The following is a 26,144-nucleotide window of genomic DNA, read 5'->3' on the forward strand; positions in this document are numbered from 1 at the left end:
ACAGGGTGGGGAAATTCACTGATCGAGACCGGGGAATCTCGACGATCGTCAACATAAGGAGTACCTGGTGCCTCCTCGGAGGGCGACAACATTGGCAACAGGGCGCGGGCGAGCCTCACTCATCAGTACGGCTCTGGGAGTGGGCCGCGGCGAGAGAGTCACCACGTCCGCCGACCCCTTCGTGACGCCGAACAATGTCAGCCGCAACACCAACGTAGGCGGCGTGGCCACCTTCGTCTACCACCGCGACTCCGACACCGGCGCCATCGAGATGATCACCGCCCGGTCCGGGGATCTGGAAGCCACCGCCCGCCAGATCTGGGCCGCCCCCATCCCCCCGGCTCCGGAGAGATAGTTCTGGTAGACCCCGCCAACAACCGCGCCGTAATACGGTCCGGCCCCCGTGTCTGGCTAGTCGCCTACAGCCACACCGACCACCTGATGATCGGCCCCGACCGCGTCCGCATAACCACCTTCCGAGACGACCTAACCGTAGGCAATACCCTCACCTACCAGACAACCCCCACCGGCAGCGGCAGCACGTACACCCTCCCCAACGGCTAACCCCACCCCAGTTGCGCAGCCAGACCACAAGCGCCTGCCGACACGTCCAATGGCAGTGGAGCGGTTCTAGAGAGGCTGATTGAGCGCTGGGCCGTTGCCGCTGCTTCACAGGCCAAGGCCCGCGCCATCAACGACCCCGAAGGGTTAGTCGCGACCGTAGTTGGTATCAACGGGGCCTGGGGCTTCCGTAGCTCCTCCGAGGAAGCACTCGAGACCTGCAGTCTGTACTGATCAACTGGGCGACGTCGAAGATCGAAGACGGAGACGAAGACACTCCCAGCCATGGAGGGCTTGGATCTAGTTGTAGCGAGATGAGCTGACAGCGCTGGCGCCGACTACAGAGACCTGAACTTGTCAAACGGTTCTGGCAGCTCGCCTGGGAAGGCCCGAGGCATAGCGCCAAGCAGACCTCATGGTGAAGGACCGCCTGACAGTGCGCACTCCCAACGCACACATAGGACATCGGCGGGCCTCCTTGCCACAATCTTGAAACAAGCCCATATCTCCCGCGACGAGTGGTTCAGCGCAAAGTGAGGTGTCAGCCCAGATCGCCTAGTGGCGCAAGGGGGGATCTACCACTGGCCCTTGGTGGAAGGACGGTTTGGAGGCTCTGCGAACGTACCGGGACTTTAAGTTATCGCACCCAATACAGCGCCCACTATCGCGATGATGATGGCTGTCATACCGACCCCGACGATCCGCTTGGTCTGAGAATCGAACCGTTCCTCGCTCCTCAACAGCGCGTTGGCGAGGGCCTCATGGGATTCCGCCTGGCGAGCGTAGTCCTTCGCGTCTACCAGGGATTCGGCGACAGTCAACGGCTTTGCTCCTTCTCGCTAACCCTGAACGTACCCTTACCCGGAGGAGATTTCAAGGGGTGTGTCGCAGTCCTGCCGCCGGGCGGGTCAAGAACGCGAAAACCGCAGGAGCGTCGCGCCGTCCCCTCTACGAGGTTGAAGGAGGCATGATCCGTGGCCCGGAGGCTTGTTAGCGTGAGCGCACCCTTGCATCCTCCAGGAGGCCTATGGCCATCCTCCTAGCCGGACTGACGTCGATCTTCTACGGGGTTTTCGACTTCGCAGGTGGGATGGCCACCCGCCGGGCCCCGGTCTTCGCAGTCGCCTTCTGGTCCAACATCATGGCCTTGGCGCTTTCGGGTCTGGTTGCGTTCCTGTACCACATGGCGTTCGGGTCCGCCGTCAGCCTCTCCGACCTGGCTTGGGGAGCGGCGAGCGGTGTCGCCGCGGTCGCGGGGGTGGTCGCGTACTACGAAGGTCTCGCAAAGGGCAAGATGGCGGTGGTTGCTCCGGTATCCGCCATCACCCTGTCATTGATCCCGTTCATGTTCGGGTTGCTGACCGGTGAACGCTATGCCTTGTTGCCGTGGATAGGGGTTGCGCTCGCCGCCCCTGCGATGTGGCTGACCGTGGCGACCGGGAGCCGTGAAGACCGCCCTGGGAAGGCCATATACGGTCTCGGCGCCGGGCTGGGCTTCTCGGTGATGTTCATCGGGCTGGCGCAAGTCTCGGCCGACGCCGGAATGTGGCCGCTGATTCCCTTCAGGTGCGCTGCCGTTGCCACATCGGGTGTCCTGGTCGGAGCGCGGGGGATCCCGCTCAGGATGGCAAAGAGGGAACTGCTGTTGAGTTTCGCCGCAGGGGGAGCAATCCTGGCCAACCTCACCTACGTGCTGGCAGTGCGGATCGGGCCGCTGGGACTCGTAGCGGTGGTGTCGGCCCTCTATCCGGCTGTGGTGGTGGTCATGGCCTTCCTGGTCTACAGGGAAAGGCCCGGTCCCCAGCGCATAGCGGGTCTCTTGTTGTCCCTGGGAGCCGTATCCCTGATCGCCCTGAACTGATCGGCCGTCTGGGGGAGAGTTGTGAGTCTGGACTTCATGGGGCGCGGGGTTTCCGGCCGCAACGGTGGCGGAACCCAGCCAGCAACCAGAATGGTCTGGGTCGGGCACCGGACAGATGCATGGACGCCTTCGCCAGGCAGGCGCAGCCGGGGTCTAAGTAGTCAGGTGCCTGTCATCGCAGCACCGCGATGGTGATGGCAGACATCGTTAGAATCGCCCCGACGATCCACTTGGTCTGGGAAGCGAACCGCTTCTCGATCAACAACAGCGCGTTGGCGAGCGCCTCACGGGATTCTGCCTGGCGGGCTTCGTCCTTCGCGTCAACTACGGACTCGGTGACACTCAACGGGTCTTACTCCTTCTCGCTCACCCTGAACGTACCTTACCCCGAGGAGATTTCAAGGGGTGTCCTGGTCTCGTTTCCATCCCGCCGTAGTCGGTTGATTGACCGTGCGCGACCTGAGACGGCGGTGGGTTCGAGGTGGAGGTCGAGGGCGAGCGGCAGTGCGTAGCGTGCGACCCGTCCTCGCGTAGTCTTCGGCAAGATGTTTCGGGCGGTCGGCACGGGTGTACTCGAGTGCTGGTCGCGGCTGTTGAGAATCCGCCGGTGGTGAGGTGAGGACGCCTAGGACAGTGCGCGCCGGGCTGGTTCGGGCATTGACGGCTGCCTTGGTGCTGATGTCGCTGCTGACGCCGGGGGAGGTGGCCCCCGCCCAGGCCCAGTCGGTCCAGGCCCAGTCACAGGTGGAGTTGTGCGATCCGGGATCGGTGGAACAGTTCACCGATGTGGAGCCGGGCGACTACGGGGCGGCGTACATCCTCTGCATGCGCGCCCTGGGATTGTCGGTCGGCACCGGCGGCGGACGATACGGGCCCGACCAGGTGTTGAACCGCGGCCAGATGGCCACCTTCCTGGTGCGGCTATGGCATGACGTGCTCGGTCGTCAGTGTCCCGAAGGGGGATCGCCGTTCACGGACGTCTCTGCCGGTGGCACCCACTCGGAGGACATCGAATGCCTGTACAACCTGGGTATCACCGCGGGAGTGACACCCACCACCTACGGGCCGCAACTGCCGCTGAGAGCCTCCCAGGTGTCGCGGTTCCTGCTACGGGTCTATCGGAAGGCAGGGGACATCTGCCCCGACACCGCCGGCATCGAGCATGGCGGGTTGGATGAGGCGGTGAGCTGCCTCACCGCCCTGACGGTGCTGCCTCCGGGCGAAGGCCGCGGGTCGAGGTCGGTCACCCGGGCACAGATGGCGGTCTATCTGATCGGGCTGTGGCACAACCTTTCCGGACGAGGACTGCCACCCCCACCACCAACCATGCTGCGGCTGCACATCGCCTACAGCAGCTGCTACCTCAGCGAACGTTTCGAATGTTCGGACCTCGGGTTGATCGAAGCCGACGGTACGAATCACCGGCAGGTCCCCACCGCCGGGTGGCTACCACAGTCGATAGACACGTATCCGGCCTGGTCGCCCGACGGCGCCATGATCGCCTACAACCTCAGCGGCGAGATATGGGTGGTCGAAGCCGACGGCACCGATCACCGGCGTCTCACCACCACCGGCTACGCCTCATCATCGTTCGCATGGTCACCCGACAGCTCCAGCATCGTCTACTACGGCTACGAGGACGGGACGGGGTTGTGGGTGATCGACGCAGACGGCACCGATAACCGGCAACTGACCACCGCTCGCCACTTCGGGCCGTCCTTCGCATGGTCGCCCGACGGGACCCGGATCGCCTACCGCATCTACTACGGCCGCGAGGACGGAGCGGCGTTGTGGGTGATCAACTCCGACGGGACCGGCAACCGAGAGCTCACCACGACCGGCCACGGCGCGCCGTGGTTCGCCTGGTCGCCCGACGCAACCATGATCGTCTACTCGAGTTATGACCGGAACAGTGAGGAGGTCGGGCTGCGGGTGATCGACGCCGACGGGTCCGACGAGCGCCTACTCGCCACCGCCCGCAACGTCGCGTATGCGGCCTGGTCGCCGGACGGATCCAGGATCGTCTACTCGGGTCATGACCGGACTGGGGAGGAGGGAGGGCTGTGGGTGATCGACGCCGACGGTACCGATGGTCGCCTGCTCGCCGCCGCCCATGGCTACATCCTCGACCTCGACTGGTCTCCCGACGGCACCAAGATCGCGTACAGCCTCTGGCAACCGGGCAACAGTACATGGATCCGGGTAATCGAAGCCGACGGCACCGGTGATCGACAACTCCTGGGCACCCGCCTCAGCCCCGAGGACCCTCTCCGCTTCATGTGGTTGTGGTTCTTCACCGCCCCATGACACCCCGTCCCTAGACCGGCCAGGGCTAGAACGCGAAAAAACTGGCACAGAACGCGAAAAGCCGGCAGAGAACGCGAAAATTGCGCCGGCGATTCGCGAGTGCCGTCCGACGCGATCCGCGTGTCGGCCTGGTAGGTCGCGGATGTGGCTGGGTGGGGTGGTGGGTGTGGTGTCGGCAGGGTCGGTGTTGCTGGCCTGGCAGATCGCGAAGATCCGACGAGAACGCGAAAATCACGCCGGCGGGCTCCGCCCGCCGGGCAGGGACTACTACTACGGCGCCAGCCCGATCACCTACGACACTTTCCTGGAGAGAGTGATGGAAGGCGACACCCTGAGGGCAGAGGTCACCTCCCACAGATCCGCCGACGTCAACACCTTCACCCGCAACCCCATCTAACCCTCCCCGCCGCGCCCACCCCGCTCGTTCCTCAGGATCAGGGCGGCACTTCTGGTGCGGTGTTCCTCAGGTTCGGAGGCCGCGACGTTCCTGAGGATCAGGGCGTCATTTCTGGTGCGGTGATCCTCAGGTTCGAGGCCGTGGCGTCGTCGAGTGCCGGTGCCGCGCACCCACACCCCCGCACTTCGGCGAACAAGACCCTTGACGACGACCCTCATCGCGGGCACCTTGTAGGCATTGACGGGTCACAAGAGAGGCCAACGAAGGGAGATGGCTATGGCGACACCGGCATTGAGAGCGAAGATCCGGCGCTTGGCAGAGTCACAGAATGGCCTGATAACGGGCGACCAGGCGATCAAGGCGGGTCTCTCGAGGTCCACTATCAGACGCAGGATCGAATCGAAGGAATGGGAGGGGTTGGAGAACGACATCTACCTCGTGTACGGGACCCGGTCGAAGATGGTCCATCTCCGGGCTGCCGTCCTCGCTCTCCCGGCAGTGGTCTCTCATGAGTCGGCAGCCCAGCTACAGGGGCTCGGCCACAAGACATTCACCGGAGCCGTGGTCACCGTGCCGCACCGCCGCAGCAACCGCTTCGTAGAGGTTGTAGTCCACCAGTCCACCGACCTCCACCGGCGACATGTCACCCATATCACCGGTCTCCCCGTCACCGATCCCGTCCGGACCATGTTCGACCTGGCGTCCGTAACCGAAATCGACGAGCTCCGTAGCATCGCACAGAAAGCACTGGCGGCGCGCCGCGTGACCTATGAAGGCCTCGCCGAGATTCTCGAGGACCTGGGTCGGCGGGGTCGTCCCGGCACGACCCAATTCCGCAGGCTTCTCGAAGATGTAGCGCCCGGGCACGCCGCCCCGGAGAGCGTCATGGAGGAAAGGATGATCGCCCTTCTCAGCGAAGGCGGTCTGCCGATGCCCATTCTCCAGATGCCGCTCCCGTGGCGGAGTCCCACGAAGGGTCGGGTCGACTTCGCCTACGAGGACGCCCGGGTGATCATCGAGTGTGACGGGCGCCGGTGGCACACGACCATGGAGGCGTTCGAGAGCGATCGCCGCCGGGACAATCTCGCTCATCTGAACGGCTGGAGAGTCCTACGCTTCACCTGGAACGACCTCACCGAGACGCCGGCCAGGGTGCTGTACCAGATCTCCCAAGCCCTCCGCCTGGCCGCATGATCCGCTGCCCATCTACTGACAACTTCCCAGGGCCTCCGGGGTCAGGGTCCTGATCCGGGAGGGGCTACCATCCTGTAGCGGACCACCCCATGCTCGGTCCAGACCGGCTCCCAGGAAGGCCAATGACCAACAAGGCGCGCCCCACTTCCCTCACCGCTCCCCTGTACCGCCTGTACGAGCGGCGCCTCCTGCGCCAACTGGATCCGGACCGCCTCCCCCGCCACATCGGGATCATCCTGGACGGCCACCGGCGCTACGCCCGGGCCGAGGGCCTGGAGACCTATTCGCACAGCTATCGCAGCGGGATGAGACGGTTCGAGGAGTTCCTGGGCTGGGTGGCCGAACTGCCCATCCCCTCCATCACCGCCTGGGTTCTGTCCACCGAGAACCTGGCCCGGCCGGCGGAGCAGATCGAGCCCTACTTCAACACGCTGACCGAGATGTTCCAACGGCTTCCGGAACGCACCGACCGCCTGGGCTTCCGGCTGAAGGTGATGGGAAGCCTCGACCTTCTACCCGCCGACCTGGTGAAGGCCGCCAAGCATGCCGTGGAGACCAGCCGGTCCGCTTCGCAGGATTCCCGGACTGTCACGGTCGCCATGGGCTACGGAGGCCGCCAGGAAATCGTCGATGCCTGCCGCGACCTGGTGGATGAGCTACTCGGCAGGGGCACGCCTCCCGAGGAGTTGGCCGAGCATGTGGATGCCGCCGGCATCGGCACCCACCTGTACGAGCCCGACCAGCCGGATGCCGACCTGATAATCCGCACCTCGGGCGAGTCCCGGCTGTCGGGGTTCCTGCTGTGGCAGGCCGCCTACGCGGAGTATGCCTTCGTGGACGTGTTCTGGCCGGACTTCCGGCGGGTCGACTTCCTCCGCGCCCTGCGGGACTACGCCGCCGCCGACCGCCGTTTCGGCCGCTAGCTAGCCCGGACGAGCCGGGGCGCTACCGACCGGAGCCACGGCTTCCATCCTCTGCTCGGCGATGGCGATGTATTCGGGAGATATGTCCACCCCGATGTAGTCCCTCCCGGCCAGCAGAGCCATCTTGGGGGTGGTGCCGGATCCGCACATCGGATCGAACACCAGGTCGCCGGGCTCCGTCCATGACCGGATGTGGTCGGAGGCCAGCTTCTCGGGGAAGACGGCCGGGTGGCGGAAGGCCACCTTGTCCCTGGTCGTGCCCCCCAGGCCGACCGCATACGCCCAGATGTTGGTCCTGGTCTTCTCCTTCTTGAGTTCCTTGAGCACCTTGTTGTTGACCGCGTCCGGACCCTTGTTGTGAGGGAGCATCTCGTAGCCGCTCCGGACGGTCGGTTCGGTGAGCGGGTTGAAGGTCTTCGGGCTTCCCCTGCTCAGCACGAACATGAACTCGTAGGCGTTCGTGTAGGCGTTGGAGCGCATGAAGGGGGTGTTCTTCTTCCTGTAGATCATCACGTCATGCATCCGGAACCCGATCTCCTGGAAGAAGAGCCCCTGCCGGAAACTCGAGAGGGTGCGCCGCCCGCCGTCGATCTTGTCCCCGACCACCCACACGACCACGCCGCCTCGCTTGGTGACCCGGAACAGGCCGCGCGCGATGGCCTCGAAGTCGAACGAGTACCCGTTGTAGTCCCGCAGGTTGTCGTAGGGAGGAGACGTGACGGTCAGGTCGACGGTTCCGGCGTCCATCCGGGCCATGAACTCCACGCAGTCCGCCACGTACAGCTGGTTGCGCCTGATGCTCATCCCGGCTCCGTGCCCGCCATCTGTGGGGTATGCGTGGTAGTCATGGTCCTCCTATACGGCCTCACGCCTAGTCGTTACCGCTGCCTTCCAAGATGGCGTATCGAAGACCCAGGGCACCGCATCGCAGAAGAACGCGAAAATCGCGGCAAGCGGGCTCCACCCGCTGGGCCCTCCCCCGCCGCCACCACCTTGGTCCGAGACGCGTCCCGCCAAGCCCTCGGCGGGGCGGTCTCGAAACGATCTGATCCCTCGAGCGGGCCGGCCGACGTCCGGAGCCGGACCGTTGGTAATTACGGTTATCCAATAACCTATAGCGAGGATGTGACAAGTTCAACCCCCTTGTCGGCATGCAACGGCCCGGGTGGAAGTCAAGACGTGTACGGCCCGGTGCCGGAAAAGAGCCGGAGCATGTAGCCACTCTGCGCCTAGCCGCCGGCGAGCCGGTGCCGCGGTCCCGCAGCCGCTGGGTTCGCACCGTTCTCATGCCGGGTGATCCTCACGTACTCCTTCACCACGTCGGCCTTCCCGAAGCCGGGGGTGATGGTGTTGTTCTGTGACAGGGCGGCGAAGTCCATGCCCAGCAACCGGTCGAGGGCGGCGGGGGTCCGGGCCTTGAACAGGATCCACTGTTTTGTGCGCTCGCAGCGGTCCGCGGAGGTCTCCCGCCTCGAGTAGTCCTGGTAGCCCTGCCTGGGCACGGCGAAGTCGAAGTCGTGGTCGAAGACCTTGAGCGCCCCGGGCGTGTTGTTGTACTGCCACATCTCGAAGTCGGCGTGCCGGATGGCGGGCGGGCTCAGCAGGCGCATGTCCTCGAAGTCGTGGTTCGCCTCCCTGGTCCAGACCTGGAACTCGGCGTTGAGCCGGTAGTCCGGCTCGTCAGGGGTGTAGAAGGCCGGACCGGCGAGTTCCATCGCGGCGATCCACCGGAACCCGGGACGCAGGTTCTTGTGGACCGAGTACTTCCGGAACTGGACGGGGACCACGAACGCAATGGTGTTCGCCATGGCGGCTGCCCGGTTGAAGAACCGGATGGCGAGCCTCGACCGGTGACCGAAGGGCGGATTGCCCACCACCACGGTGTGCCGGGGGTCCTCGATCGTGTCCTCGAAGGGCCAGGTCAGGAAGTCGTGCCGGACGATGCCGGGCCGCCGCGGGTCGATGTCGATGCCGATACGCCGGCCGGCGGGCAACAGGTCGAGGAAGCAGCCCTCCCCGGCGCTCGGCTCTACGTAGAGGATCCGGTCGCGCCGGAGATCGCGGAGCCCGTCAAGCGTCTCGAACAGGAACCGGAGGCAGCGATCCGCAACGGCCGGCTTGGTGTAGATCTGATCCAGCCCGATGGCGCCGTCCTCCTCCCTGCCATGCCCAACCCTAGGTGTCGCCCCTGACACTCATGCGGCAATGCGAGGACGGGTTGGCCGGTCGGGCTTCATACGTCGGATAACCCCCATCCTGATCACCGGATGGATATTAATCCTCCAATAACCCTCACAGTGTGAGATATAATCAGCTCATAAGCACCATAGCGAGGGAGATACGTTGGCTACTTGGGTGCCAAGTCCCGAAGACCTTCAGACGGTATTAGGCGAGCAGAATCCGTGGTTCCAACTCCGCCGGGTTCCGTCGTCCATGGCACCGCCCAGCGACCGGCCCATGGCGAGAGCGCTCTGGCGGTTGCTCGTCAGCGACCGGCCGCGGCGGTACCAGATCGTACTGGGGCCGCGCCGGGTCGGAAAGACCACCGTGCTCCACCAGACCGTGCGTCACCTCATTGACCAAGGCGTACCACCATCCCTCATCTGGTGGTTGCGGATGGATCATCCTCAACTCATGCAGCTGGATCTTGGTTGGCTCGTCCGCGGTGTCCTCGACGCGGTCGACGCGACTCCGGCGCGGCCGGTGTATCTCATGCTCGATGAACTGGTCTATGCCAAGGACTGGGACCTGTGGCTCAAGACCTTCTATGACGAAGGCCGGCCGGTCCGGGTAGCCGCCACCTCCAGCGCCACGGCCGCGCTGCGTGATCGCCGCCTGGAGAGCGGCGTCGGTCGGTGGACGGAGCAAATCCTCACCCCCTACCTCCTTCCCGAGTACCTGGAACTGCTGGACATCTCGTATCCCGTACAGGCAGGAGAAACCCTCGCCGAGAGCTTGGCCGCGTTAGCGGGGGGCCAGCACTCCTCGCCGGAACTCAAGCAAACCCGGAGGCGGCTGATGCTGGTCGGGGGTTTTCCGGAGCTACTGCTGGCCGATCATCTGCGTTCTCGTCGTGATGGACCCGACTCAGGCCTCGGGTCCCAACACGTCCTGCGAAGCCAGCCGGAGTTGTTTCAGGCAGATCTGCTGAGTCCTAGTCGCGAGGAACCCGACCTAGTGCTTCAATCCCAACACGTCCTGCGAAGCGACGCTGTCGAACGTGCCCTGTACAAGGACATACCGCAGTCCTACGGGGTCCGCAACCCCCTGATGCTGGAAAGGCTCCTATACGTGCTTGCCGCGCAGGTGAGCGGGATACTCTCGCCTTCGAGGATAAGCCGGGAATTGGGCATATCGATCCAGACGCTGGACCGGTACCTGTCCTATCTGGAGCGCGCCTTTTTGGTGTTCACCCTTCCGAACTACTCGGGCAGGGAAACCAATGTCCAGAAGCGTGGCCGCAAGCTCTACTTCGTGGATGGAGCGGTCCGCAACGCCGCTCTGCACCGGGGTCTGGCCGTACTTGACGACCCCGTGGAAATGGGGGCTCTTCTCGAGAACCTGGTGGCCGCCTCCTTGCGCGCCCTTGCCCAACGGACCGGGGTACGTCTCTTCCACTGGCGTGATAGTGATCACGAGGTTGATCTCGTGTTCGACCACCCGGACCAACCCCTCGCCTTCGAGATAGCATCGTCGTCCAATCACAGCCGGTCCGGCCTCCATGCCCTGATCCGGCGCTATCCGCGGTTCAAGGGGGGTTGCTACCTCGTGACGCCGCAGGTGCCGGTCTTCCACCCGGATGACTCGGGCGTCGGGACCCTTCCACTGGACCTCCTGCTCCTCGCGGCTGGCGCCCTGACGAACAAAGACTTTGCCCGCATGGACAACTAGTCGCCCCATCTTTAGGCTCCATGAACGCCGGCCCGGAAGCTCAGGAGGCTCGTTAGGACCCGTGCGCTATCAGACCGCGGCGGGCGGGCGGAGGCGGTCGGCCACGGCGCGGGTCAGGCGGTCGAGGATGGCTGCGAGCAGGACGATGGCGATGCCGGCCTCGAAGCCGCGGCCCACCGCGTCGCTGCGCCGCAGGCCCCGGACGGCCTCCAGGCCCAGCCCGCCCCCGCCGACCAGCCCGGCGATGACGACCATGGCCAGGATGAGCATGATCACCTGGTTCACCGCCACCATCAGCTCGGGTGCGGCCAGCGGCATCTCCACCTGGCGGAGGCGCTGCGCCCGGGTCGCCCCGAAGCTCTCCGCCGCCTCGTGGGTCTCGGCGGGCACCCGGCGCAGCCCGAGGTCGGTGTAGTGAACCGCGGCCGGTAGCGCGTAGACGACCGAGGCGATGATGCCGGGGATGCGGCCCACGTGGAAGAGGGTGATCACCGGCACCAACAGCACGAAGCTCGGGATCGTCTGGAAGAAGTCCAGGACCGGCTTGAGACCGGCCCGGAGCAGGTCGTTGTGCGAGGACAGGATCCCCACCGGCAGGCCCACGGCCAGGGTGGCTGCCACTGCCAGAAGAACCTGGGCCAGGGTGTCCATGGACAGCTCCCACATGCCCAGGAGGCCGATGGCTGCCAGCGCCGCACCGATCCCGATGGCCAGGCGCAGCCCCCGGGCCCATAGCCCGAGCACGACCCCGATCCCGATCATGGCCGGCCACGGGATGCCGGAGGAGAGGAGCTCGCGTAGCGGTATCACGAGCTGGGTGGTGACGAAGTCGCTGAACGGACCCGTCCCGATACCCGAACCACCGATGTCGTACAGGTTGTCCCGGGCCCAATCGGTGAGGCTGTTGACGTAGGGGGCGAACCGCCAGCCGAGCGCCTTGGGGAATTCGTTCAAGCCGGCCAAGCCCCCGGCCACGGCGCCGACCGCCGTCACCACGGCCAGCCATCGGATGGCCGGGAGGTCGTCGCCCGGGTCGGCGGTGGCGACGCCGGTGGAGAAGCGGTCCAGGATGATGGCCATGATCACGATGGCGATGCCTGCTTCGGAGGCCTTGCCCACGTTGATGCTCCGCATGGCCTGCAACACCACCTGGCCGAGGCCCCCGGCGCCGATGAAGGCGGCTATCACCACCATGCTCATGGCCAGCATGGTGGTCTGGTTCATACCCGCGAAGATGGCCGGCCGCGCCTGGGGGAGACGCACCAGCCGCAGGGTCTGCCGCTCGGTGGCGCCGAACATCTCCGACGCCTCCACGGTGGACTGCGGGACGGTACGCAGCCCCACCTCGGTGAGCCTCACCACCGGAGCCAGGGCGAAGATCACCGTGGAGATCATGGCCGGCACCCGCCCGAACCCGAACAGCAGGACGAAGGGGATGAGGTAGACGAACCCCGGCATGGTCTGCATGGTGTCCAGGGTGGGCCGGGTGATGCGAGCGACCGCGTCGCTGCGCCAAGCCGCGATACCCAGCGGGATACCGATGGCCATGGAGACGAGAACCGACACTCCCATCAGCGCCAGGGTGGCGAACGCCTCGTTCCAGAGGCCCAACACTCCGATCAGGGTCACGCCGGCCAGACCGAGCGCGCCGGCGATCCGGCCCCGGGTCCACCACAGCCCCAGACCGGTGAACAGCGGGTAGCAATACCAGGGGAGCCACTTGAGGAGGGACTCCAGCCGGCGGATGGCCCAGTCCATGGTGTCGGTGAGCGGGTTCAGGAAGACGGTATACAACCAGTGGGAGTTCTGGTTGGTGATCAGCCAGCGCCGTGCCCGGTCGATCGGGTCGGCCAGCCCGATGTTCCAGGACTCCGGGAAGACGCCGAAGTCGGTGAGGATGCGGAAGGCCGCCACCAGCAGGATCATCCCGCCGAGTACCAGGGCGAAGCGCGCCGGCCCGCTTCTCCACGCGCCCCGGAGCCCGTCGGCGCCTGGGCGGACCCCGTCCAGCGCCGTCATCGCCGGTCCGGAGAGATCACGCCGGCGACCTCGTCCGCGTCGAGCAGCCCGACGGGTACCTCCTGCTCATCGCACACCAGCACCGGTTCGGTGGAGCCCAGCAGGTGGGGAAGGACCGCCTCCAGTGGCGTGGTCTCGGACACCTTCGGCCACCCGTGGTCGACCTCGGTTCCCTCCAGCGGCCGCATCACCGAACAGGCCTGCAGGACCTTCACCACCGGGGCGTCCTGGGTGAACGCCCGCACGTAGTCGTCCGCCGGGTCGGTGAGTATCTCCACCGGGGTGCCGACCTGCACGAACGCCCCGTCGTTCATGATGGCGATCCGGTCGGCCAGCTTCAGGGCCTCGACGAAGTCGTGGGTGATGAAGACCAGCGTCCGGCGCAGCCTCATCTGGAGCTCGATCAGCTCGTCCTGCATGTCCCGGCGGATGAGCGGGTCGAGTGCGGAGAACGGCTCGTCGAAGAACAGCACCTCGGGATCGACGGCCAGCGCCCGGGCCAGCCCCACCCGCTGCTGCATGCCGCCGCTGAGCTGCTGGGGGTGGTGGTCGCCCCAGCCCTCGAGACCGACGGTCTCCAGGAGTTCCCGGGCGCGCTCCTGCCGCTCGCGGCGGTCGATCCCCTGGACCTCCAGCCCGTAGGCCACGTTGTCCACCACCGTGCGATGGGGGAACAGCCCGAAATGCTGGAACACCATCGCCATCTTCCGGCGCCGCAGGTCGCGCAGCGTGGCGCTGTCGGCACTGGTGAGCTCCGTGCCGCACACCTCCACGGTCCCCTCGGTGGGCTCGATCAGGTGGGAGACGCACCGGACGAGGGTGGACTTTCCCGATCCCGAGAGGCCCATGACCACGAACGTCTCCCCCGGGGACACCTGGAAGGTGACGTCGCGGACCGCCACCACGCTGCCGACGGCCTCCCTTATCTCCTCCCGGCCGACTCCGGCCTCCGCCATCTCCCGCGCCTCGGCGGCCCGCCTGCCGAAGACCTTCCACACGCCCTCGACCCTGACACGGGAGGTCTCGCTACTGGTGTCTCTCGCTGTGTCCATCACCTTGATCCAACTTCCGCCGTCGATTGTCGAGCGTTCGTCACCCGGCCCGCTCGGCTGGGTAGACCGGGACATCCAAGGGCTCCAGGGGCTGGTTGCCCAGGATGAGGTCGGCCGCCTTCTCCGCGATCATCATCACCGGAGCGTAGATGTTGCCGTTGGTGACCGTCGGCATTACGGAGGCGTCCACCACGCTCAGCCCTTCGGTGCCGTGCACCCGCATCGACCCGGGCTCCACAACCGACCGGTCGTCGATGCCCATGCGGGCCGTCCCGGAGGGATGCAGGGCGGTCTCGGCATCCCGGGCGACCCACTCCAGGATCTCCCGGTCGGTCGAGACCTCCGGGCCGGGCGACAGCTCCCCGGCGTTGTAGGGGGCGAACGCCGGCTGGTTCATGATGCGGCGGGTCACCCGGACGGCCTCGACCCACTCCCGGCGGTCCTGGTCGGTGGAGAGGTAGTTGAAGCGGAGGGACGGCTTCACCCTCGGGTCGCGTGACTTGATCCGGACGTAGCCCCGGGCATCCGAGTACATGGGGCCGACATGGACCTGGTAGCCGTGGCCGTGGCTCGGCGAAGAGCCGTCGTAGCGGATCGCCAGCGGCAGGAAGTGGAACATGAGGTTGGGGTAGGACACGTCCGGGTTGGAGCGGACGAAACCGCCGCCCTCGAAGTGGTTGGTGGCACCTGGTCCCCTCCGGGCCAGCCATTGCATACCGATCCAGGGCCGGCGCCACAGGCGCAGGGCCGGCTGCATGGACACCGGCCGGCGGGAGGCGTACTGGACGTACACCTCCAGGTGGTCCTGGAGGTTCTCGCCGACCCCCGGAAGATCGGTCACCACCGGGATGTCCAGCGACTCCAGGAGACCGGCGGGCCCCACCCCGGAGAGCTGGAGCAGCTGGGCGGATCCGAACGCCCCGGCGCACAGCAGGACGTGCCCGCCCCGGACGGTGCGGTGGCGGCCTCGCCGGCTGTACTCGACCCCGACCGCCCGCCTGCCCTCGAACAGCACCCGGTGGATGAGGGCGCCGGTCTTGACATCGAGGTTCTTGCGGCGCCTCACCGGGTGCAGGTAGGCCACCGAAGCCGAGACCCGCCGTCCCCGGTGGATGTTGCGGTCGAACGCCGCGAACCCCTCCTGGCGGTACCCGTTCACATCCTCCGTCAGCCCGTACCCGGCCTCCTGCACGGCTTCGAAGAAGGCCGTGAAGAGGGGGCTGTCGGCCGGTCCCCGTTCCAGCACCAGCGGACCTTCGCCGCCCCGCCACCGGTCCTCGCCGGCCAGGCAGGTTTCGGACCGCTTGAAGTAGGGGAGGCAGTGGCGGTAGTCCCAGCCCTCCATTCCGGGCTCTGAGGCCCACTTGTCGTAGTCGGCCGGGTTGCCGCGCTGGAAGATCATGCCGTTGATGGAGCTGGATCCGCCGAGCACCTTTCCCCGGGCGTGGTAGATCCTTCGACCCCCCATGTGGGGTTCGGGATCGCTCTGGTATCGCCAGTCGTAGAAGCGGTTGCCGATGGGGAAGGCCAGGGCCGCCGGCATGTGGATGAACACGTCCCACTTGTAGTCCCGGCGGCCGGCTTCCAGCACCAGGACCCGGTTGCCGGGGTCCGCGCTCAGCCGGTTGGCCAGCGCGCACCCGGCGGAGCCGCCTCCCACGATGATGAAGTCGTACAAGAACTACTCCTCGGAGAAGGCCTGCGGCGCCGGCAGGTCTCGTAGGCTGCCGGCGCCGGGCTTTAGGGCCTGCCTTTTAGGAGGAGGGGATCCAGGCCCCCCAGACGTCGGGGTTGGCCTCGATCCACTGGGCCGCGGCCTCGTCCACCGTGAGCCCGTCGTTCTCGATGGCCGACAGCATCTGGATCTGGTCGGCGGTCGAGTAGCTCATGGCCCGCAGGAAGGCATCGGCGTCGGGGGCGTTGGTAGCCAGATCGCGGTTGACGATCTTGAACAATACGTCCTCCGGGTAGTCGCAGTCGATGCCGCCATCATCACCCGTGGCGTAGCACGCATCGCTGTAGGCGGGGAGCGCCACCCGGGTGAGGTCGTAGGTATTGAACGCCGAGTGCGGGGTCCAGAAGTAGAAGAGAGCGGGCTCCTGGCGGCTGTAGGCCGAGTCCAGGGCGGCCAGGATGCCGGCCTCGGAGCCGACGTACACGATCTCGAGCGGCAGGTTCAGGTTGGCGATGATCTGCTCGTCGTAGATCGTCCAGCTGGGGTCACCGCTCATGAACTGGCCCTTGTCGCCGGTCTCGGCGGTGGCGAACAGACCCGCCAGCTCGGGATCGGCGAAGCCTTCCCAGGTTGCCAGCGCCGGGTGCTGGTCCACCATGTAGGTCGGCATGAACCAACCTATCTCACCGATCGGACCGATCAGGCCGGCGTTGTCCACGTTCCCGTCCGCGCTATCGATGAAGTCGGCCACGTTCTGGGCATGACCCGAGGGCCACACCTCGAGCGAGGCGTCGATATCTCCGGTGTTGATCGCGGCCCACTGGGCGTTCTCGTCGATGTCCACCAGTTCGACGGTGTAACCGAGCTCGCTCTCCAGCAGCTGGGCCGCCACCGCAACGTTGGCCGCGGAGCCGTTCCAGGGGTTGACGGCGAGCTTGATCGTTGTCTGGGAGCCGCGGGAATCATCTTCCTCGGCGCAGCCGGCGACCATGAGCGCCAGCACCGCAAAGAGCGCGAAAAAGAGAAGGCGGCTTCGCCTTTTGGTGTTGCGGGTTCGCACTGTGTACTCCTCATTCCAGGTCGGGAATATTCCCAGGCAGGCCTGCAGCGTGCCCGGTCTCAAGATTACCCGTTGCGCGAGCGCTACACCATGCAAACGGTCATTTGTCCGCAGAGCGGCCCCTGTTCTACCAACGGTCGGATTCCCCTGGAGCCTCCCGGTCCGCGGTCCCGGGCCCGGCAGGTTCACTACAATCGCCCTCTCATGTCTTCGGGGGACTTACCACAGGATCAGGCGAGATCGGCCCGGGAGGCCCAGCGGGCCTTCGTGGTCGAGGGCGCGGCGGCGCGGACCGAAGTGCTGCGGAATCTGGAGCGCCTGCTCGGCGAGCGCGAGGACGACCTGCTGGCCGCCAACCAGCGGGACCTGGAGGCTCCGGGGGCGGACGACCTCCCGGGACCGATCCGCAAGCGCCTGGCGCTTTCGCCCTCCAAGCTGGAGACGTTACGGGAGGGCGTGAACGTCCTGATCGACTCGGCCGACCCGGTGGGGCGACCCATGATCCGCCGGGAACTGGACGACGGGCTGGTCCTCGAGCAGGTGCGGGTCCCGATCGGCGTGCTGCTGATCGTCTTCGAGAGCCGCCCCGACGCGGTGATCCAGATCGGCTCGCTGGCGCTTCGCACCGGCAATGCGGTGCTCATGAAGGGCGGATCCGAGGCCCTGCACTCCAACCGGGCGCTCACCGACCTGCTGCGGGAGGCGGTGGTCAAGGCGGGAGGACCCGCCGACGTGGTCCAGAACGTGGAGGGCCGGGAGGCGGTGGCCGACCTGCTGGCCATGGACGAGGACATCGACCTGGTCGTCCCCCGGGGCTCCGCCGACCTGGTGCGCGCCATCAAGGCGGCCTCGCGCATCCCGGTGCTGGGTCATGCGGACGGCATCTGCCACGTCTACGTGGATGCCGCCGCCGATCCCGGCATGGCCGTGCGGGTGGCGGTTGACTCCAAGACGAACTACGTCGCCGTCTGCAACGCCGCCGAGACCCTACTGCTCCACCGCGACTTCCGGGCCGGCCCGGCGGTGGTCCAGGCCCTGCTCGACGCCGGGGTCGATGTGCGCGGGGACGAGGCGGTGGCGGCCATGGCTCCGGGTGTCACGGCGGCCGGCCCGTCCGACTTCGGGCACGAGTTCGGGGATCTCACCATCGCCGCCCGGGTCGTTGACGGGGTCGACGAGGCCATCGACCACATCCACGCCTACGGGTCGGCGCACACCGACACCGTGGTCACCGAGGACGCCGGGGTCGCCGGGCGCTTCCTCGAGACGGTCGACTCGTCCTCGGTATTCTGGAACGCCAGCACCCGGTTCGCCGACGGGTTCCGCTACGGGTTGGGGGCCGAGGTGGGTATCGCCACCGGCCGCGTCCACGCCCGGGGCCCGATGGGGGCGGAAGGACTGTTCACCACCAAGTGGGTACTGCGGGGCGACGGGCATGTGGTGGGCGACTACGGGCCGGGCAAGCGGTCCTACACCCACCGGGACCTGGCGCTCGGCTGACGCCGCGCTACACGACCAGCAGCACCAGCGTCTCGGCCACGCAGGCGGGCCTGGCGGACCCTTCCAACTCGATCGTCACCTTCTCCTCGAGAAGGATGCCGTTGGGCTTCTCCGACACGCCCGCTATCTCCCGGACCACCCGCACCCTCGAACCGACCGGGACCGGGCTGAGGAACCGCACCCGGTTGAGGCCGTAGTTGATGATCATCTCGAGTCCGGGGAGGTCGAGAACGGGTCCGATTCCCGGTGTCAGCGCCAGGGTCATGAACCCGTGGGCGATGGTGGCGCCGAACGGGCCTTCGGCAGCCCGGGCGGCGTCCACGTGGATCCATTGAGGGTCACGGGTGGCGCCGGCGAAGCGGTCGATGTCGGCCTGGGTGATGGTGTGCCAATCGCCCACGCCGATGACCTGGCCGACCCGAGCCTCCAGTTCCGCCCTGATGCTCATCGGTCGCCCCGGTCGGCTGCTACGCGGGGTCGTCTTCGAGGGCCACCCGGATGCGGCGGAACCCCCGACCCTTCGACTGGACCTTGGTGATCCGCACCCGGCCCACCTCCTCGGTCGTGTTGACGTGGGTGCCGCCGTCCGCCTGGCGGTCCAGGCCCACGATGTCGATCACCCGGATCCGGCGCACCGAGCGCGGTATCAGGTTGACCTTGGTGCGGATAAGGGTGGGATCGAGATCGGCCTCCTCGCGGGGCATGAAGGACACCTCGACAGGCAGGTGCCGGGCGATGGCCTCGTTCAACGCCTGCTCGACGGGATCCCGGTGGCTGGCGTCCCAGTTGGGGATCTCGAAATCCAGGCGACCGTGGCCGGGTTCCATGTTGCCGCCCGTCACCGGGCTCCGGAACCGCTCCCAGATCACTCCGCAGAGGGCGTGCATCGATGTGTGCGTACGCATCAGCCGGTACCGGCGGTCCCAGTCGATCCTGCCGATCACCTTCGTTCCCACCTTCGGAAGCCCGCCCTCGAGCCAGTGCCACACACCGTCCGAGTCCTGCTTGACCCGTACCACCTGGAGCCGGTCATCTCCGATCGCCAGCTCTCCGACGTCAACCGGCTGACCACCCCCACCCGGATAGAACACCGTCCGGTCGAGCAACACCCGCCCGTCGTCAACGTCGGTGGCCACCACCTCAGCCGCCATCTCGCGGGCATAGGAGTCAACCGAGTAGATCTGCTCCGTCATAACGCCAACGATACCCCGATCCCGATCGGGCATTGTTCCCGCCCAACAGGTCCACCCCACCGGTCGGGAAGCACCACCCGCAGCCCCGTTGCCCTCATGTGGTCCGACCCGGTTCCGTGGAAGGATTTTTCGCGTTCTCGTAACAAGGGGTTGAAACCGTCACAGATCCGATATACGTTGCCTATCGCCAAGCACCTATACCGGCCGCTGGCACTGGTCCGATCGGTCCGGCCGGTCCGAGGGAACATCAAGGCTTATGGAGCGAACGGCCGACACCCGGCATCCAGCCGGGCATGGCCGACCACGCTCCAACAGGATGGGTGGTGGCGGGGGAGGGGCCCGGTGCGGAGCACCGGTTTTTCGCGACTTTTGGCGCCGGCGGTTCTTGAGGCAGAGGGCGTCACATGTGGTGTCCTGATCCTGAGGTTCGCCGACCGTCGGGTTCTTGAGGCAGAGGGCGTCACTTATGACGCCCTGATCCTGAGGTTCGCTCCGTGGCGATGGATCAACCGGACCCGGTCATCGGAGCGACTCCGGTAAGGAAAGGGACGGGTCAGCCGGCTTCCCTCAGGTCCTTGAGCCACCGCTGCCGGAGCCGGCGCCGTTCGCCCGGGGTGGTGCCACCCCAGACCCCCTCGGTCTGGTTGGTGCCCACCGCGTAGGACAGGCACTCGGACGCCACCGGGCATCCGTCGCATACCTGCTTCGCTCTCTCCACGCCCACCACGTCGCCCGGATCGGGGAAGAAGATGCCCGGGTCGGTCGTCCGGCACGCCGCTAGGTCGCGCCACGACGACCCACCCGCCGGGGACTGGGTCGCTGTGAGGATGAACGGTGTCGCGCTGCGTCTCATACCCCGTACAACAGCCGTCGGGCCTGACATGTTCCCTGTTTCTGACACGCGGTCGGCAACGGACGGTCAGAAGGGATACGGAGGGGGGACCTCACCCGGTTCGTAGCGGGCCAGCTCGCGGCGGGCCACCGCTCGGACATGCACCTCGTCGGGCCCGTCGAGGATCTGCAGGGAGCGGACCTGCGCATAGAGATGGGCCAGCGGGAACTGCTCCGACACCCCGGCGGCGCCGAACAGCTGGATGGCGCGGTCGATCACCAGCCTGGCCATCCGGGGCACGGCCACCTTGATTGCCGAGATCTCGACACGGGCCTCGCGGGTGCCCACCGTGTCGATCATCCAGGCCGTCTTCAACACCATCAGGCGAGCCTGTTCGATCCGGATCCGCGAATCGCCGATCCAGTCCCGCACCACACCCTGGTCCGACAGCAGCGACCCGAATGCCTGCCTGGCCTGTGCCCGGGCGCACATCAGATCGAATGCCCGCTCGGCCATGCCGATCGCCCTCATGCAGTGATGGATCCGTCCCGGACCGAGGCGGGCCTGGGCCATGGCGAAGCCCCCGCCCCGCTCGCCCAGGAGGTTCGAGGCCGGCACGCGGACATTGTCGAAGTGGATCGTGGCGTGGCCTCCCCGATCGTGATAGCCGAAAACGGAGGAATCGTGCTCGATGGTCACCCCCGGACGATCGAGCGGCACCAGCACCATGCTCTGGCGCCGGTAGGGATGGGCGTCCGGATCGGTCACCCCCATGACGATCGCCACCCGACAGCGCGGGCTGGCCGCCCCGGTCGAGAACCACTTGCGACCGCGGATGACGAGCTGATCGCCCTCCTCCGTGATACGGGTGCGGATGTTGCGGGGGTCCGAAGAGGCGACATCCGGCTCGCTCATCGAGATGCACGACCGGATGGCGCCCTCCAGTAGCGGATCGAGCCAGCGGCGCTTCTGCTCCTCCGTCCCGAACATGTGGAGGATCTCCATGTTGCCGGTGTCGGGGGCCGAGCAGTTCACCGCCTCGGGCGCCAGCAGCGGGCTTCGGCCGGTGATCTCGGCCAGCGGTGCGTACTCAAGGACCGACAGGCCCGCCCCCCGGTCCGGATCGGGCAGGAACAGGTTCCACAAGCCCCTGGCTCGGGCCTCCGCCTTCAGATCCTCCATGACCCGTGGATGGTGGTGGGGGTCCCCGGCAGCCGCCATCTGCTCTGCATAGAGGGCTTCGGCGGGGTAGACCATCCCATCCATGAAGTCAAGCAGCGCGGACCGGAGCCGCTCCACTCGCGACGAAAACTCGAAGTCCACCGGTTGCGCTTCTCCTCGGGCGCTGACTGGGAACGTTAGCTTCCCTGCCGTCCGCCCCGAAGGGGCCGCCGAGAGCAAGCCGGGGCGCGCCCTGATCGCCGGCCCGGACCGGCTACACTTGGCAGGTACGCGGTCGGCTGTTCAGGCGGACAGCCGAGCGTTACCCGACTCTTGCCGACCCGCTAGGGGGTGACCGCATGCTGAGATTCGTGGAAGAGATCCTCCTGCTCCTGCTCCGCGACGAGGACGGCAAGTTCTATCACGTGTCCCGGTTCGCGATGGATCGCGCCATCGCCGGGGCCGTCCTCATGGACCTGGCCATGGAGAACCGCATCGACACCGATCTCGAGGACATGATCCTGCTCGATGCCACCCCCACGGGCGACGACCTGCTGGACCCGACCCTGGCCCTGATCGCCGCCGGGGAGAAGCGCAACGCCCTCTACTGGGTGGAGCAGACAGCCCGGTACTCCGACGAGATCCGGGAGGCGGCCCTGTCACGGCTGGTGGAGCGGGGGATCCTGGAACGCCAGGAGGATTCCTTCCTCTGGGTGTTCCGTTCGAGGCGCTACCCGGCGGTTGACGGCGAGGCGGAGCGCGAGGTCAAGCTGCGGATCATGGGGGTGCTGTTCAGCGACGAGATCCCCGACCCGCACGACGTGGTGCTCATCTGCCTGGCCGACGTGTGCGGCATCTTCAAGCTGTTGCTGTCCAAGCAGGAACTTGAGCAGGCCGCAGCACGGATCGCGCAGGTGCGGAAGCTGGATCTGATCGGCCAGGCCGTGGCCCAGGCCATCCATGAGATCGAGATATCGATCGCCTCAGCGGTGATGTTCTAAGCCCGGCTTGACACGCCGTGCCGGAGAACGGGCACTCAACCACGTATGTAACTCCTTCGAGCCCCAGTGCCGCCGGAAGCTGCTTGACATCCCACCGGAGCGGTCTGCCAGGTCGGGCGGCCACTTGCAAGAAGTGGCCAGAGTTCACGAGCTTGCCAGCCGTGAGGTGGATGTGACAGTCCGGCGTCCGGGACGGGCCCAGAGGCTGTAGACGACCAGCACCGAGCCGAACGCAGCCAGGGCGTAGGGAGTGCTGATCGCCTCCGCTAGAGCGCCGAGCACCAGTGTTCCCAGCGGGAAGACGCCTCCCCACGCGAGCACGAACAGGCTCATCACCCGTCCCCGCTTGGACTCGGTGGCCAGGGTCTGGACCAGGGTGGTCAGGCAGGTGAGCAGGAAGAAGTTGAGGCCGCCCGCCACCGTCACAAGGATCCCCGCCGCCCAGACAGACCGGGTCACGGCGAACAACCCTTCAACCACCCCGAAAGCGACCGCGGCCCATGTGATGGTGGTCATGTTCAGCGGTAACCGGCCGCTCCCGGCCGTGAACGCGCCGAGCATGGCGCCGAGACCGATCAGCATTATCAGCATCGTGAAGGTCTGGTCGCTCCCGCCCAGAGTGTCGTAGGCGATCACCGGGAGCACGGCCATGTATGAGGTGCCGAAGACGGTCACCATGGTGGCCATGGCCAGCGCCTTCATGATGGTGGGACGCTCCCGGACGTACTCGATGCCCTGGCGCATCCGAGCGAAGACGCCGAGCGTGTCCTGCTCGGGCTGGTAGGGCCTCAGCGTGATCATCGAGGTCGCCACCGCTCCGGACAGGGCTGCCACCGCCCACACCGCGAAGGTGCCTCCGGGTCCCCAGAGAGCCAGGATCGGCCCCGCCAGCGCCGGCCCTCCGATACGGGCCAGGTTGAGCCCGATCGAGTTAGTCGACACCGCGCTCCGCAGGTCCTCGGGTGGGACGGAATTGGCCACCGCCGCCTGGTTGATCGGGATCGCGAACGCCAGCCCGACCCCGAAGACGAGGGCAAAGCCGAACATCACCACCACCGAGTCGGCGCGGCCGACTATGACCAGGTAGCTCATGACCGCAGCCGCGACGCCCATGACGACCTGGTTGGCCACGATGAGGAGTTTCCGGTCGAGGCGGTCGGCCACCACACCCACGAAGGGGGTGACCACAAGCATCGGGATGGAGTTGAAGAACGACAGCAGGCCCAGCATCCACGGGCTGTTACGGGTCAGGCGGGCCACCATCAACTGGAAAGTGAGCAAGCCGATCCAAAAACCCACCCGGTAGAAGAACAGCCCGGCCCACAGGACGGTGAAACTGCGATGCCGGAAGGCCCTCAGGGTTGATGTCGAGCCTCTATTGCGGGGTGTTCCTCGCCTCCCGGGCAGGGCGCGCCGCAGGCCGGTGACAGAGCGGAGCGTTGAAAGAGGTGGCAAACCGGATTCCATCCGTAAACAAGAACACCCGCCACCGTGACAGCGACGGGTTGACGGCTCCCAGACTAGTGGTCATGAGGGGTGGAGTTTGGGTAGCACCAGGAAGTTGGCGGTCCTGCTGGGCGATCCTGAACAACCCGCCTAGCCTGTCTACTCGTGAACCTTCACCTCCTGGACGCCACCTACGAGCTGTTCCGGGCCTATTTCGGGTATCCGAGGCGGGCTGCTCCGGACGGGATGGAGGTCGGCGCCGTCTACGGGGTGCTCGACTCCACGATCCGCCTGCTCCGCGAGGACGGGGTCACCCATCTGGCCGCTGCAACCGACGCGGTGATCGAGTCGTTCCGCAACGACATCTTCCCGGGCTACAAGACGGGCGAGGGAATCGAACCGGAGTTGCTCGGCCAGTTCCGGCTGGCGGAGGAGGCGTTGGAGATCCTGGGCGTGACCGTCTGGGCCATGCGGGACTTCGAAGCCGACGATGCCATCGCCACGGCCGCCCACCGCTGGAAGGACGATGTGGAGCGGGTGATCATCCTCAGTCCCGACAAGGACCTGATGCAATGCGTGATCGGGGACCGGGTGGTGACGTTCAACCGCCGGGAACGCAAGCGCTACGACGAGCGCGGGGTGGTGGAGAAGTTCGGCGTCCGGCCGTCCTCCATACCCGACTACCTGGCGCTGGTGGGTGACGCCGCCGACCGGGTTCCCGGGATTCCCGGCTGGGGCGCGAAGTCCAGTTCCACCCTCCTGGCCAGGTATGGCCACATCGAGGACATCCCCGCATCGCCCGGTAGCTGGGACGTGCAGGTCCGGGGCGCGGCCCGGCTGTCCACCAACCTGGAGGCGGCCCGAGCCGAGGCGGCCCTCTACCGGGAGCTCACCACCCTTCGACTGGACGTGCCGCTGGCCGAGGATCTGGAGGATCTCGAGTGGCGCGGCGCCCATCGAACACGCTTCCTCGAGCTGTGCGACCGGCTCGGCTTCGGCGCCATCCGCACCCGGCCCGGCCGCTGGAGGGTCTAGCCACCCGACCGCCAACCCCGAGGTTCTTTGACATTGGTCCTTTCGTATGGTCTAATCCTGCTGTTACAACGCGCTCATCCAGAGCGGTGGAGGGACAGGCCCTTTGAAGCCGCGGCAACCGACATGAGCGGTGCCAATGCCTGATCGATGAGACTGCCGAGGCGGGATTCCGCTCGCGGCGCTCAGACGAGCGCGTACAAGCGAGAGGAGACTGTCACACATGGATCGCCTGCACTTCAAGCCTTCAGCATCTGGCAGGTGCATGTGTTGTCCAGGCTCCCGGGTGATCCACCCGGGCGGTCCTGGCAACCGCCCGTAGCCGACGCCACCACCCGGGAGCCAACAAGGCCAACCAGCCACGGGTCCTCGATCCCGGACCTGTCGCCGACGCTCCGGATCTATCAGGACGGGGACTAGGCCAGAGCTGGTACAGCACGCAAGAACCAATCCGTAACCACGGAATCACGAAGGAGAAGAGACAATGAGCACTGGTGACATCAACGGAGTCGATACGGCTCACCTGTTGTTCGCGCGGGGAGTGGTCGGGGACACACCGGCCGCCGGCGACTACACGTGGAGGGCCTCGAACGAGTGGGTCCACGGAACCCACAGCAAGACGCAGATCGATGGCTACTTCGGTCTCGGCGAGGAGCGCAACCACAAGGGGACCTACGAGTTCGAGGCCGACCATCCGCTGGAGTTCAACGCGGAGGACAATGCCGCCACTCCCGTGGAGATCGTGCTGGCGGGCCTGGCCAGCTGCCTGACAGCCGGCGTGGCCGCGGTGGCCGAGAACCGCGAGATCAAGCTCCGCTCGGTGAAGGCCACGCTCGAGGCCGACATGAACATCGGGGGCATCCTCGGATCCGACCCCGATGTCAGGAACGGGTTCAACGACGTCCGGGTCAACTACGAGATCGACGCCGACGACACGAGCGAGGCCGATCTCGAGGCGCTGGTGGCGCAGTCCCAGAAGATCTCGGCGGTCTTCGACATCATGACCAATCCCACCAACGTGACCGTAAGCGTCGGCTGA

Annotated in this window: 24 protein-coding genes and 1 riboswitch; of the genes, 11 read left to right on the plus strand and 13 right to left on the minus strand. The window is 66.5% G+C overall.

Going from position 1 to position 26,144, the window contains the following annotated elements:
• Positions 1-139: 139 nt before the first annotated feature.
• Positions 140-355 carry a hypothetical protein gene (locus OXM57_05755; protein ID MDE0352175.1) on the plus strand — a complete coding sequence of 72 codons (216 nt, stop codon included), beginning with the start codon at positions 140-142 and terminating at the stop codon, positions 353-355.
• 838 nt (positions 356-1,193) lie between these two features.
• Here OXM57_05755 and OXM57_05760 read toward each other — a convergent pair.
• Positions 1,194-1,382, minus strand: coding sequence for a hypothetical protein (locus OXM57_05760; protein MDE0352176.1), 189 nt, complete (start codon positions 1,380-1,382; stop codon positions 1,194-1,196).
• Positions 1,383-1,588: 206 nt separating this feature from the next.
• Here OXM57_05760 and OXM57_05765 point away from each other — a divergent pair, with 206 nt between their 5' ends.
• The gene (locus OXM57_05765; protein ID MDE0352177.1) at positions 1,589-2,422 is read left to right on the plus strand and encodes a DMT family transporter; all 834 of its coding nucleotides are present in this window, start codon (positions 1,589-1,591) and stop codon (positions 2,420-2,422) included.
• 172 nt (positions 2,423-2,594) lie between these two features.
• Here OXM57_05765 and OXM57_05770 read toward each other — a convergent pair whose 3' ends face one another.
• The gene (locus OXM57_05770) at positions 2,595-2,768 is read right to left on the minus strand and encodes a hypothetical protein (protein ID MDE0352178.1); all 174 of its coding nucleotides are present in this window, start codon (positions 2,766-2,768) and stop codon (positions 2,595-2,597) included.
• A gap of 287 nt (positions 2,769-3,055) precedes the next feature.
• Between OXM57_05770 and OXM57_05775 the strand changes: the two genes are divergently transcribed.
• From OXM57_05775 to uppS, 4 genes are all read left to right on the plus strand, one after another.
• On the plus strand, positions 3,056-4,729 hold the full coding sequence (locus OXM57_05775; GenBank protein MDE0352179.1) for an S-layer homology domain-containing protein: 1,674 nt from the start codon (positions 3,056-3,058) through the stop codon (positions 4,727-4,729).
• Between the two features lie 142 nt (positions 4,730-4,871).
• Positions 4,872-5,126, plus strand: coding sequence for a hypothetical protein (locus tag OXM57_05780; GenBank protein MDE0352180.1), 255 nt, complete (start codon positions 4,872-4,874; stop codon positions 5,124-5,126).
• Positions 5,127-5,438: 312 nt separating this feature from the next.
• Complete coding sequence (locus tag OXM57_05785; GenBank protein ID MDE0352181.1) at positions 5,439-6,320, plus strand: type IV toxin-antitoxin system AbiEi family antitoxin domain-containing protein; 882 nt, start codon at positions 5,439-5,441, stop codon at positions 6,318-6,320.
• 122 nt (positions 6,321-6,442) lie between these two features.
• Positions 6,443-7,243: a polyprenyl diphosphate synthase gene (uppS, locus tag OXM57_05790; protein ID MDE0352182.1), complete on the plus strand. Its 801-nt coding sequence runs from the start codon at positions 6,443-6,445 to the stop codon at positions 7,241-7,243.
• Here the strand turns inward: uppS and OXM57_05795 are convergent, their stop codons facing one another.
• Positions 7,244-8,047, minus strand: coding sequence for a site-specific DNA-methyltransferase (locus OXM57_05795; GenBank protein ID MDE0352183.1), 804 nt, complete (start codon positions 8,045-8,047; stop codon positions 7,244-7,246). It lies immediately after the preceding gene.
• Between the two features lie 425 nt (positions 8,048-8,472).
• Entirely contained in the window at positions 8,473-9,438 is a 966-nt protein-coding gene (locus tag OXM57_05800; GenBank protein MDE0352184.1) for a hypothetical protein, read from the minus strand.
• Between the two features lie 238 nt (positions 9,439-9,676).
• On the opposite strand from OXM57_05800, the gene OXM57_05805 reads away from it, so the two are divergent.
• A complete protein-coding gene (locus OXM57_05805) occupies positions 9,677-11,134 on the plus strand; it encodes an ATP-binding protein (protein ID MDE0352185.1) in 1,458 nt (485 codons plus the stop codon).
• Between the two features lie 69 nt (positions 11,135-11,203).
• On the opposite strand, the gene OXM57_05810 is transcribed toward OXM57_05805, so the two are convergent.
• The 4 genes from OXM57_05810 to OXM57_05825 form a co-directional block, all read right to left on the minus strand.
• Positions 11,204-13,153, minus strand: coding sequence for an ABC transporter permease subunit (locus tag OXM57_05810; protein MDE0352186.1), 1,950 nt, complete (start codon positions 13,151-13,153; stop codon positions 11,204-11,206).
• The gene (locus tag OXM57_05815; protein MDE0352187.1) at positions 13,150-14,205 is read right to left on the minus strand and encodes a betaine/proline/choline family ABC transporter ATP-binding protein; all 1,056 of its coding nucleotides are present in this window, start codon (positions 14,203-14,205) and stop codon (positions 13,150-13,152) included. The genes OXM57_05810 and OXM57_05815 overlap by 4 nt, the downstream gene beginning before the upstream one ends.
• A gap of 40 nt (positions 14,206-14,245) precedes the next feature.
• Positions 14,246-15,883, minus strand: coding sequence for a choline dehydrogenase (betA, locus tag OXM57_05820; GenBank protein ID MDE0352188.1), 1,638 nt, complete (start codon positions 15,881-15,883; stop codon positions 14,246-14,248).
• Between the two features lie 76 nt (positions 15,884-15,959).
• Positions 15,960-16,940 (minus strand): ABC transporter substrate-binding protein, encoded by a 981-nt coding sequence (locus tag OXM57_05825; GenBank protein MDE0352189.1) that lies wholly within the window; start codon positions 16,938-16,940, stop codon positions 15,960-15,962.
• A gap of 204 nt (positions 16,941-17,144) precedes the next feature.
• Here OXM57_05825 and OXM57_05830 point away from each other — a divergent pair, with 204 nt between their 5' ends.
• Positions 17,145-18,440 carry a glutamate-5-semialdehyde dehydrogenase gene (locus OXM57_05830; GenBank protein MDE0352190.1) on the plus strand — a complete coding sequence of 432 codons (1,296 nt, stop codon included), beginning with the start codon at positions 17,145-17,147 and terminating at the stop codon, positions 18,438-18,440.
• A gap of 7 nt (positions 18,441-18,447) precedes the next feature.
• Here the strand turns inward: OXM57_05830 and OXM57_05835 are convergent, their stop codons facing one another.
• From OXM57_05835 to OXM57_05850, 4 genes are all read right to left on the minus strand, one after another.
• Positions 18,448-18,888: a MaoC family dehydratase gene (locus OXM57_05835; protein MDE0352191.1), complete on the minus strand. Its 441-nt coding sequence runs from the start codon at positions 18,886-18,888 to the stop codon at positions 18,448-18,450.
• A 19-nt stretch (positions 18,889-18,907) separates the two neighbouring features.
• Positions 18,908-19,633, minus strand: coding sequence for an alanyl-tRNA editing protein (locus OXM57_05840; protein ID MDE0352192.1), 726 nt, complete (start codon positions 19,631-19,633; stop codon positions 18,908-18,910).
• Positions 19,634-20,186: 553 nt separating this feature from the next.
• The gene (locus OXM57_05845) at positions 20,187-20,486 is read right to left on the minus strand and encodes a WhiB family transcriptional regulator (protein ID MDE0352193.1); all 300 of its coding nucleotides are present in this window, start codon (positions 20,484-20,486) and stop codon (positions 20,187-20,189) included.
• Positions 20,487-20,552: 66 nt separating this feature from the next.
• Entirely contained in the window at positions 20,553-21,788 is a 1,236-nt protein-coding gene (locus OXM57_05850; GenBank protein ID MDE0352194.1) for an acyl-CoA dehydrogenase family protein, read from the minus strand.
• Positions 21,789-21,985: 197 nt separating this feature from the next.
• Between OXM57_05850 and OXM57_05855 the strand changes: the two genes are divergently transcribed.
• Complete coding sequence (locus OXM57_05855) at positions 21,986-22,627, plus strand: GPP34 family phosphoprotein (protein ID MDE0352195.1); 642 nt, start codon at positions 21,986-21,988, stop codon at positions 22,625-22,627.
• Positions 22,628-22,771: 144 nt separating this feature from the next.
• On the opposite strand, the gene OXM57_05860 is transcribed toward OXM57_05855, so the two are convergent.
• Positions 22,772-24,082, minus strand: coding sequence for an MFS transporter (locus OXM57_05860; GenBank protein ID MDE0352196.1), 1,311 nt, complete (start codon positions 24,080-24,082; stop codon positions 22,772-22,774).
• Positions 24,083-24,238: 156 nt separating this feature from the next.
• Between OXM57_05860 and OXM57_05865 the strand changes: the two genes are divergently transcribed.
• Positions 24,239-25,108 (plus strand): flap endonuclease, encoded by an 870-nt coding sequence (locus OXM57_05865; protein ID MDE0352197.1) that lies wholly within the window; start codon positions 24,239-24,241, stop codon positions 25,106-25,108.
• 71 nt (positions 25,109-25,179) lie between these two features.
• Positions 25,180-25,262, plus strand: a riboswitch (SAM riboswitch).
• Positions 25,263-25,589: 327 nt separating this feature from the next.
• Complete coding sequence (locus tag OXM57_05870; GenBank protein MDE0352198.1) at positions 25,590-26,144, plus strand: OsmC family protein; 555 nt, start codon at positions 25,590-25,592, stop codon at positions 26,142-26,144.

This window comes from bacterium (genome assembly GCA_028820935.1).
In the GTDB taxonomy this organism is placed as follows: domain Bacteria; phylum Actinomycetota; class Acidimicrobiia; order Spongiisociales; family Spongiisociaceae; genus Spongiisocius.

Bases quoted from the DNA above. Each gene is read 5' to 3' on its own strand.
- OXM57_05765 (MDE0352177.1), top strand. From the start codon at position 1,589: ATGGCCATCCTCCTAGCCGGACTGACGTCGATCTTCTACGGGGTTTTC.
- OXM57_05780 (MDE0352180.1), top strand. From the start codon at position 4,872: ATGTGGCTGGGTGGGGTGGTGGGTGTGGTGTCGGCAGGGTCGGTGTTG.
- uppS (MDE0352182.1), top strand. From the start codon at position 6,443: ATGACCAACAAGGCGCGCCCCACTTCCCTCACCGCTCCCCTGTACCGC.
- OXM57_05795 (MDE0352183.1), bottom strand. From the start codon at position 8,047: ATGAGCATCAGGCGCAACCAGCTGTACGTGGCGGACTGCGTGGAGTTC.
- OXM57_05805 (MDE0352185.1), top strand. From the start codon at position 9,677: ATGGCACCGCCCAGCGACCGGCCCATGGCGAGAGCGCTCTGGCGGTTG.
- OXM57_05810 (MDE0352186.1), bottom strand. From the start codon at position 13,153: ATGACGGCGCTGGACGGGGTCCGCCCAGGCGCCGACGGGCTCCGGGGC.
- OXM57_05815 (MDE0352187.1), bottom strand. From the start codon at position 14,205: ATGGACACAGCGAGAGACACCAGTAGCGAGACCTCCCGTGTCAGGGTC.
- OXM57_05830 (MDE0352190.1), top strand. From the start codon at position 17,145: ATGTCTTCGGGGGACTTACCACAGGATCAGGCGAGATCGGCCCGGGAG.
- OXM57_05835 (MDE0352191.1), bottom strand. From the start codon at position 18,888: ATGAGCATCAGGGCGGAACTGGAGGCTCGGGTCGGCCAGGTCATCGGC.
- OXM57_05840 (MDE0352192.1), bottom strand. From the start codon at position 19,633: ATGACGGAGCAGATCTACTCGGTTGACTCCTATGCCCGCGAGATGGCG.
- OXM57_05845 (MDE0352193.1), bottom strand. From the start codon at position 20,486: ATGAGACGCAGCGCGACACCGTTCATCCTCACAGCGACCCAGTCCCCG.
- OXM57_05855 (MDE0352195.1), top strand. From the start codon at position 21,986: ATGCTGAGATTCGTGGAAGAGATCCTCCTGCTCCTGCTCCGCGACGAG.
- OXM57_05870 (MDE0352198.1), top strand. From the start codon at position 25,590: ATGAGCACTGGTGACATCAACGGAGTCGATACGGCTCACCTGTTGTTC.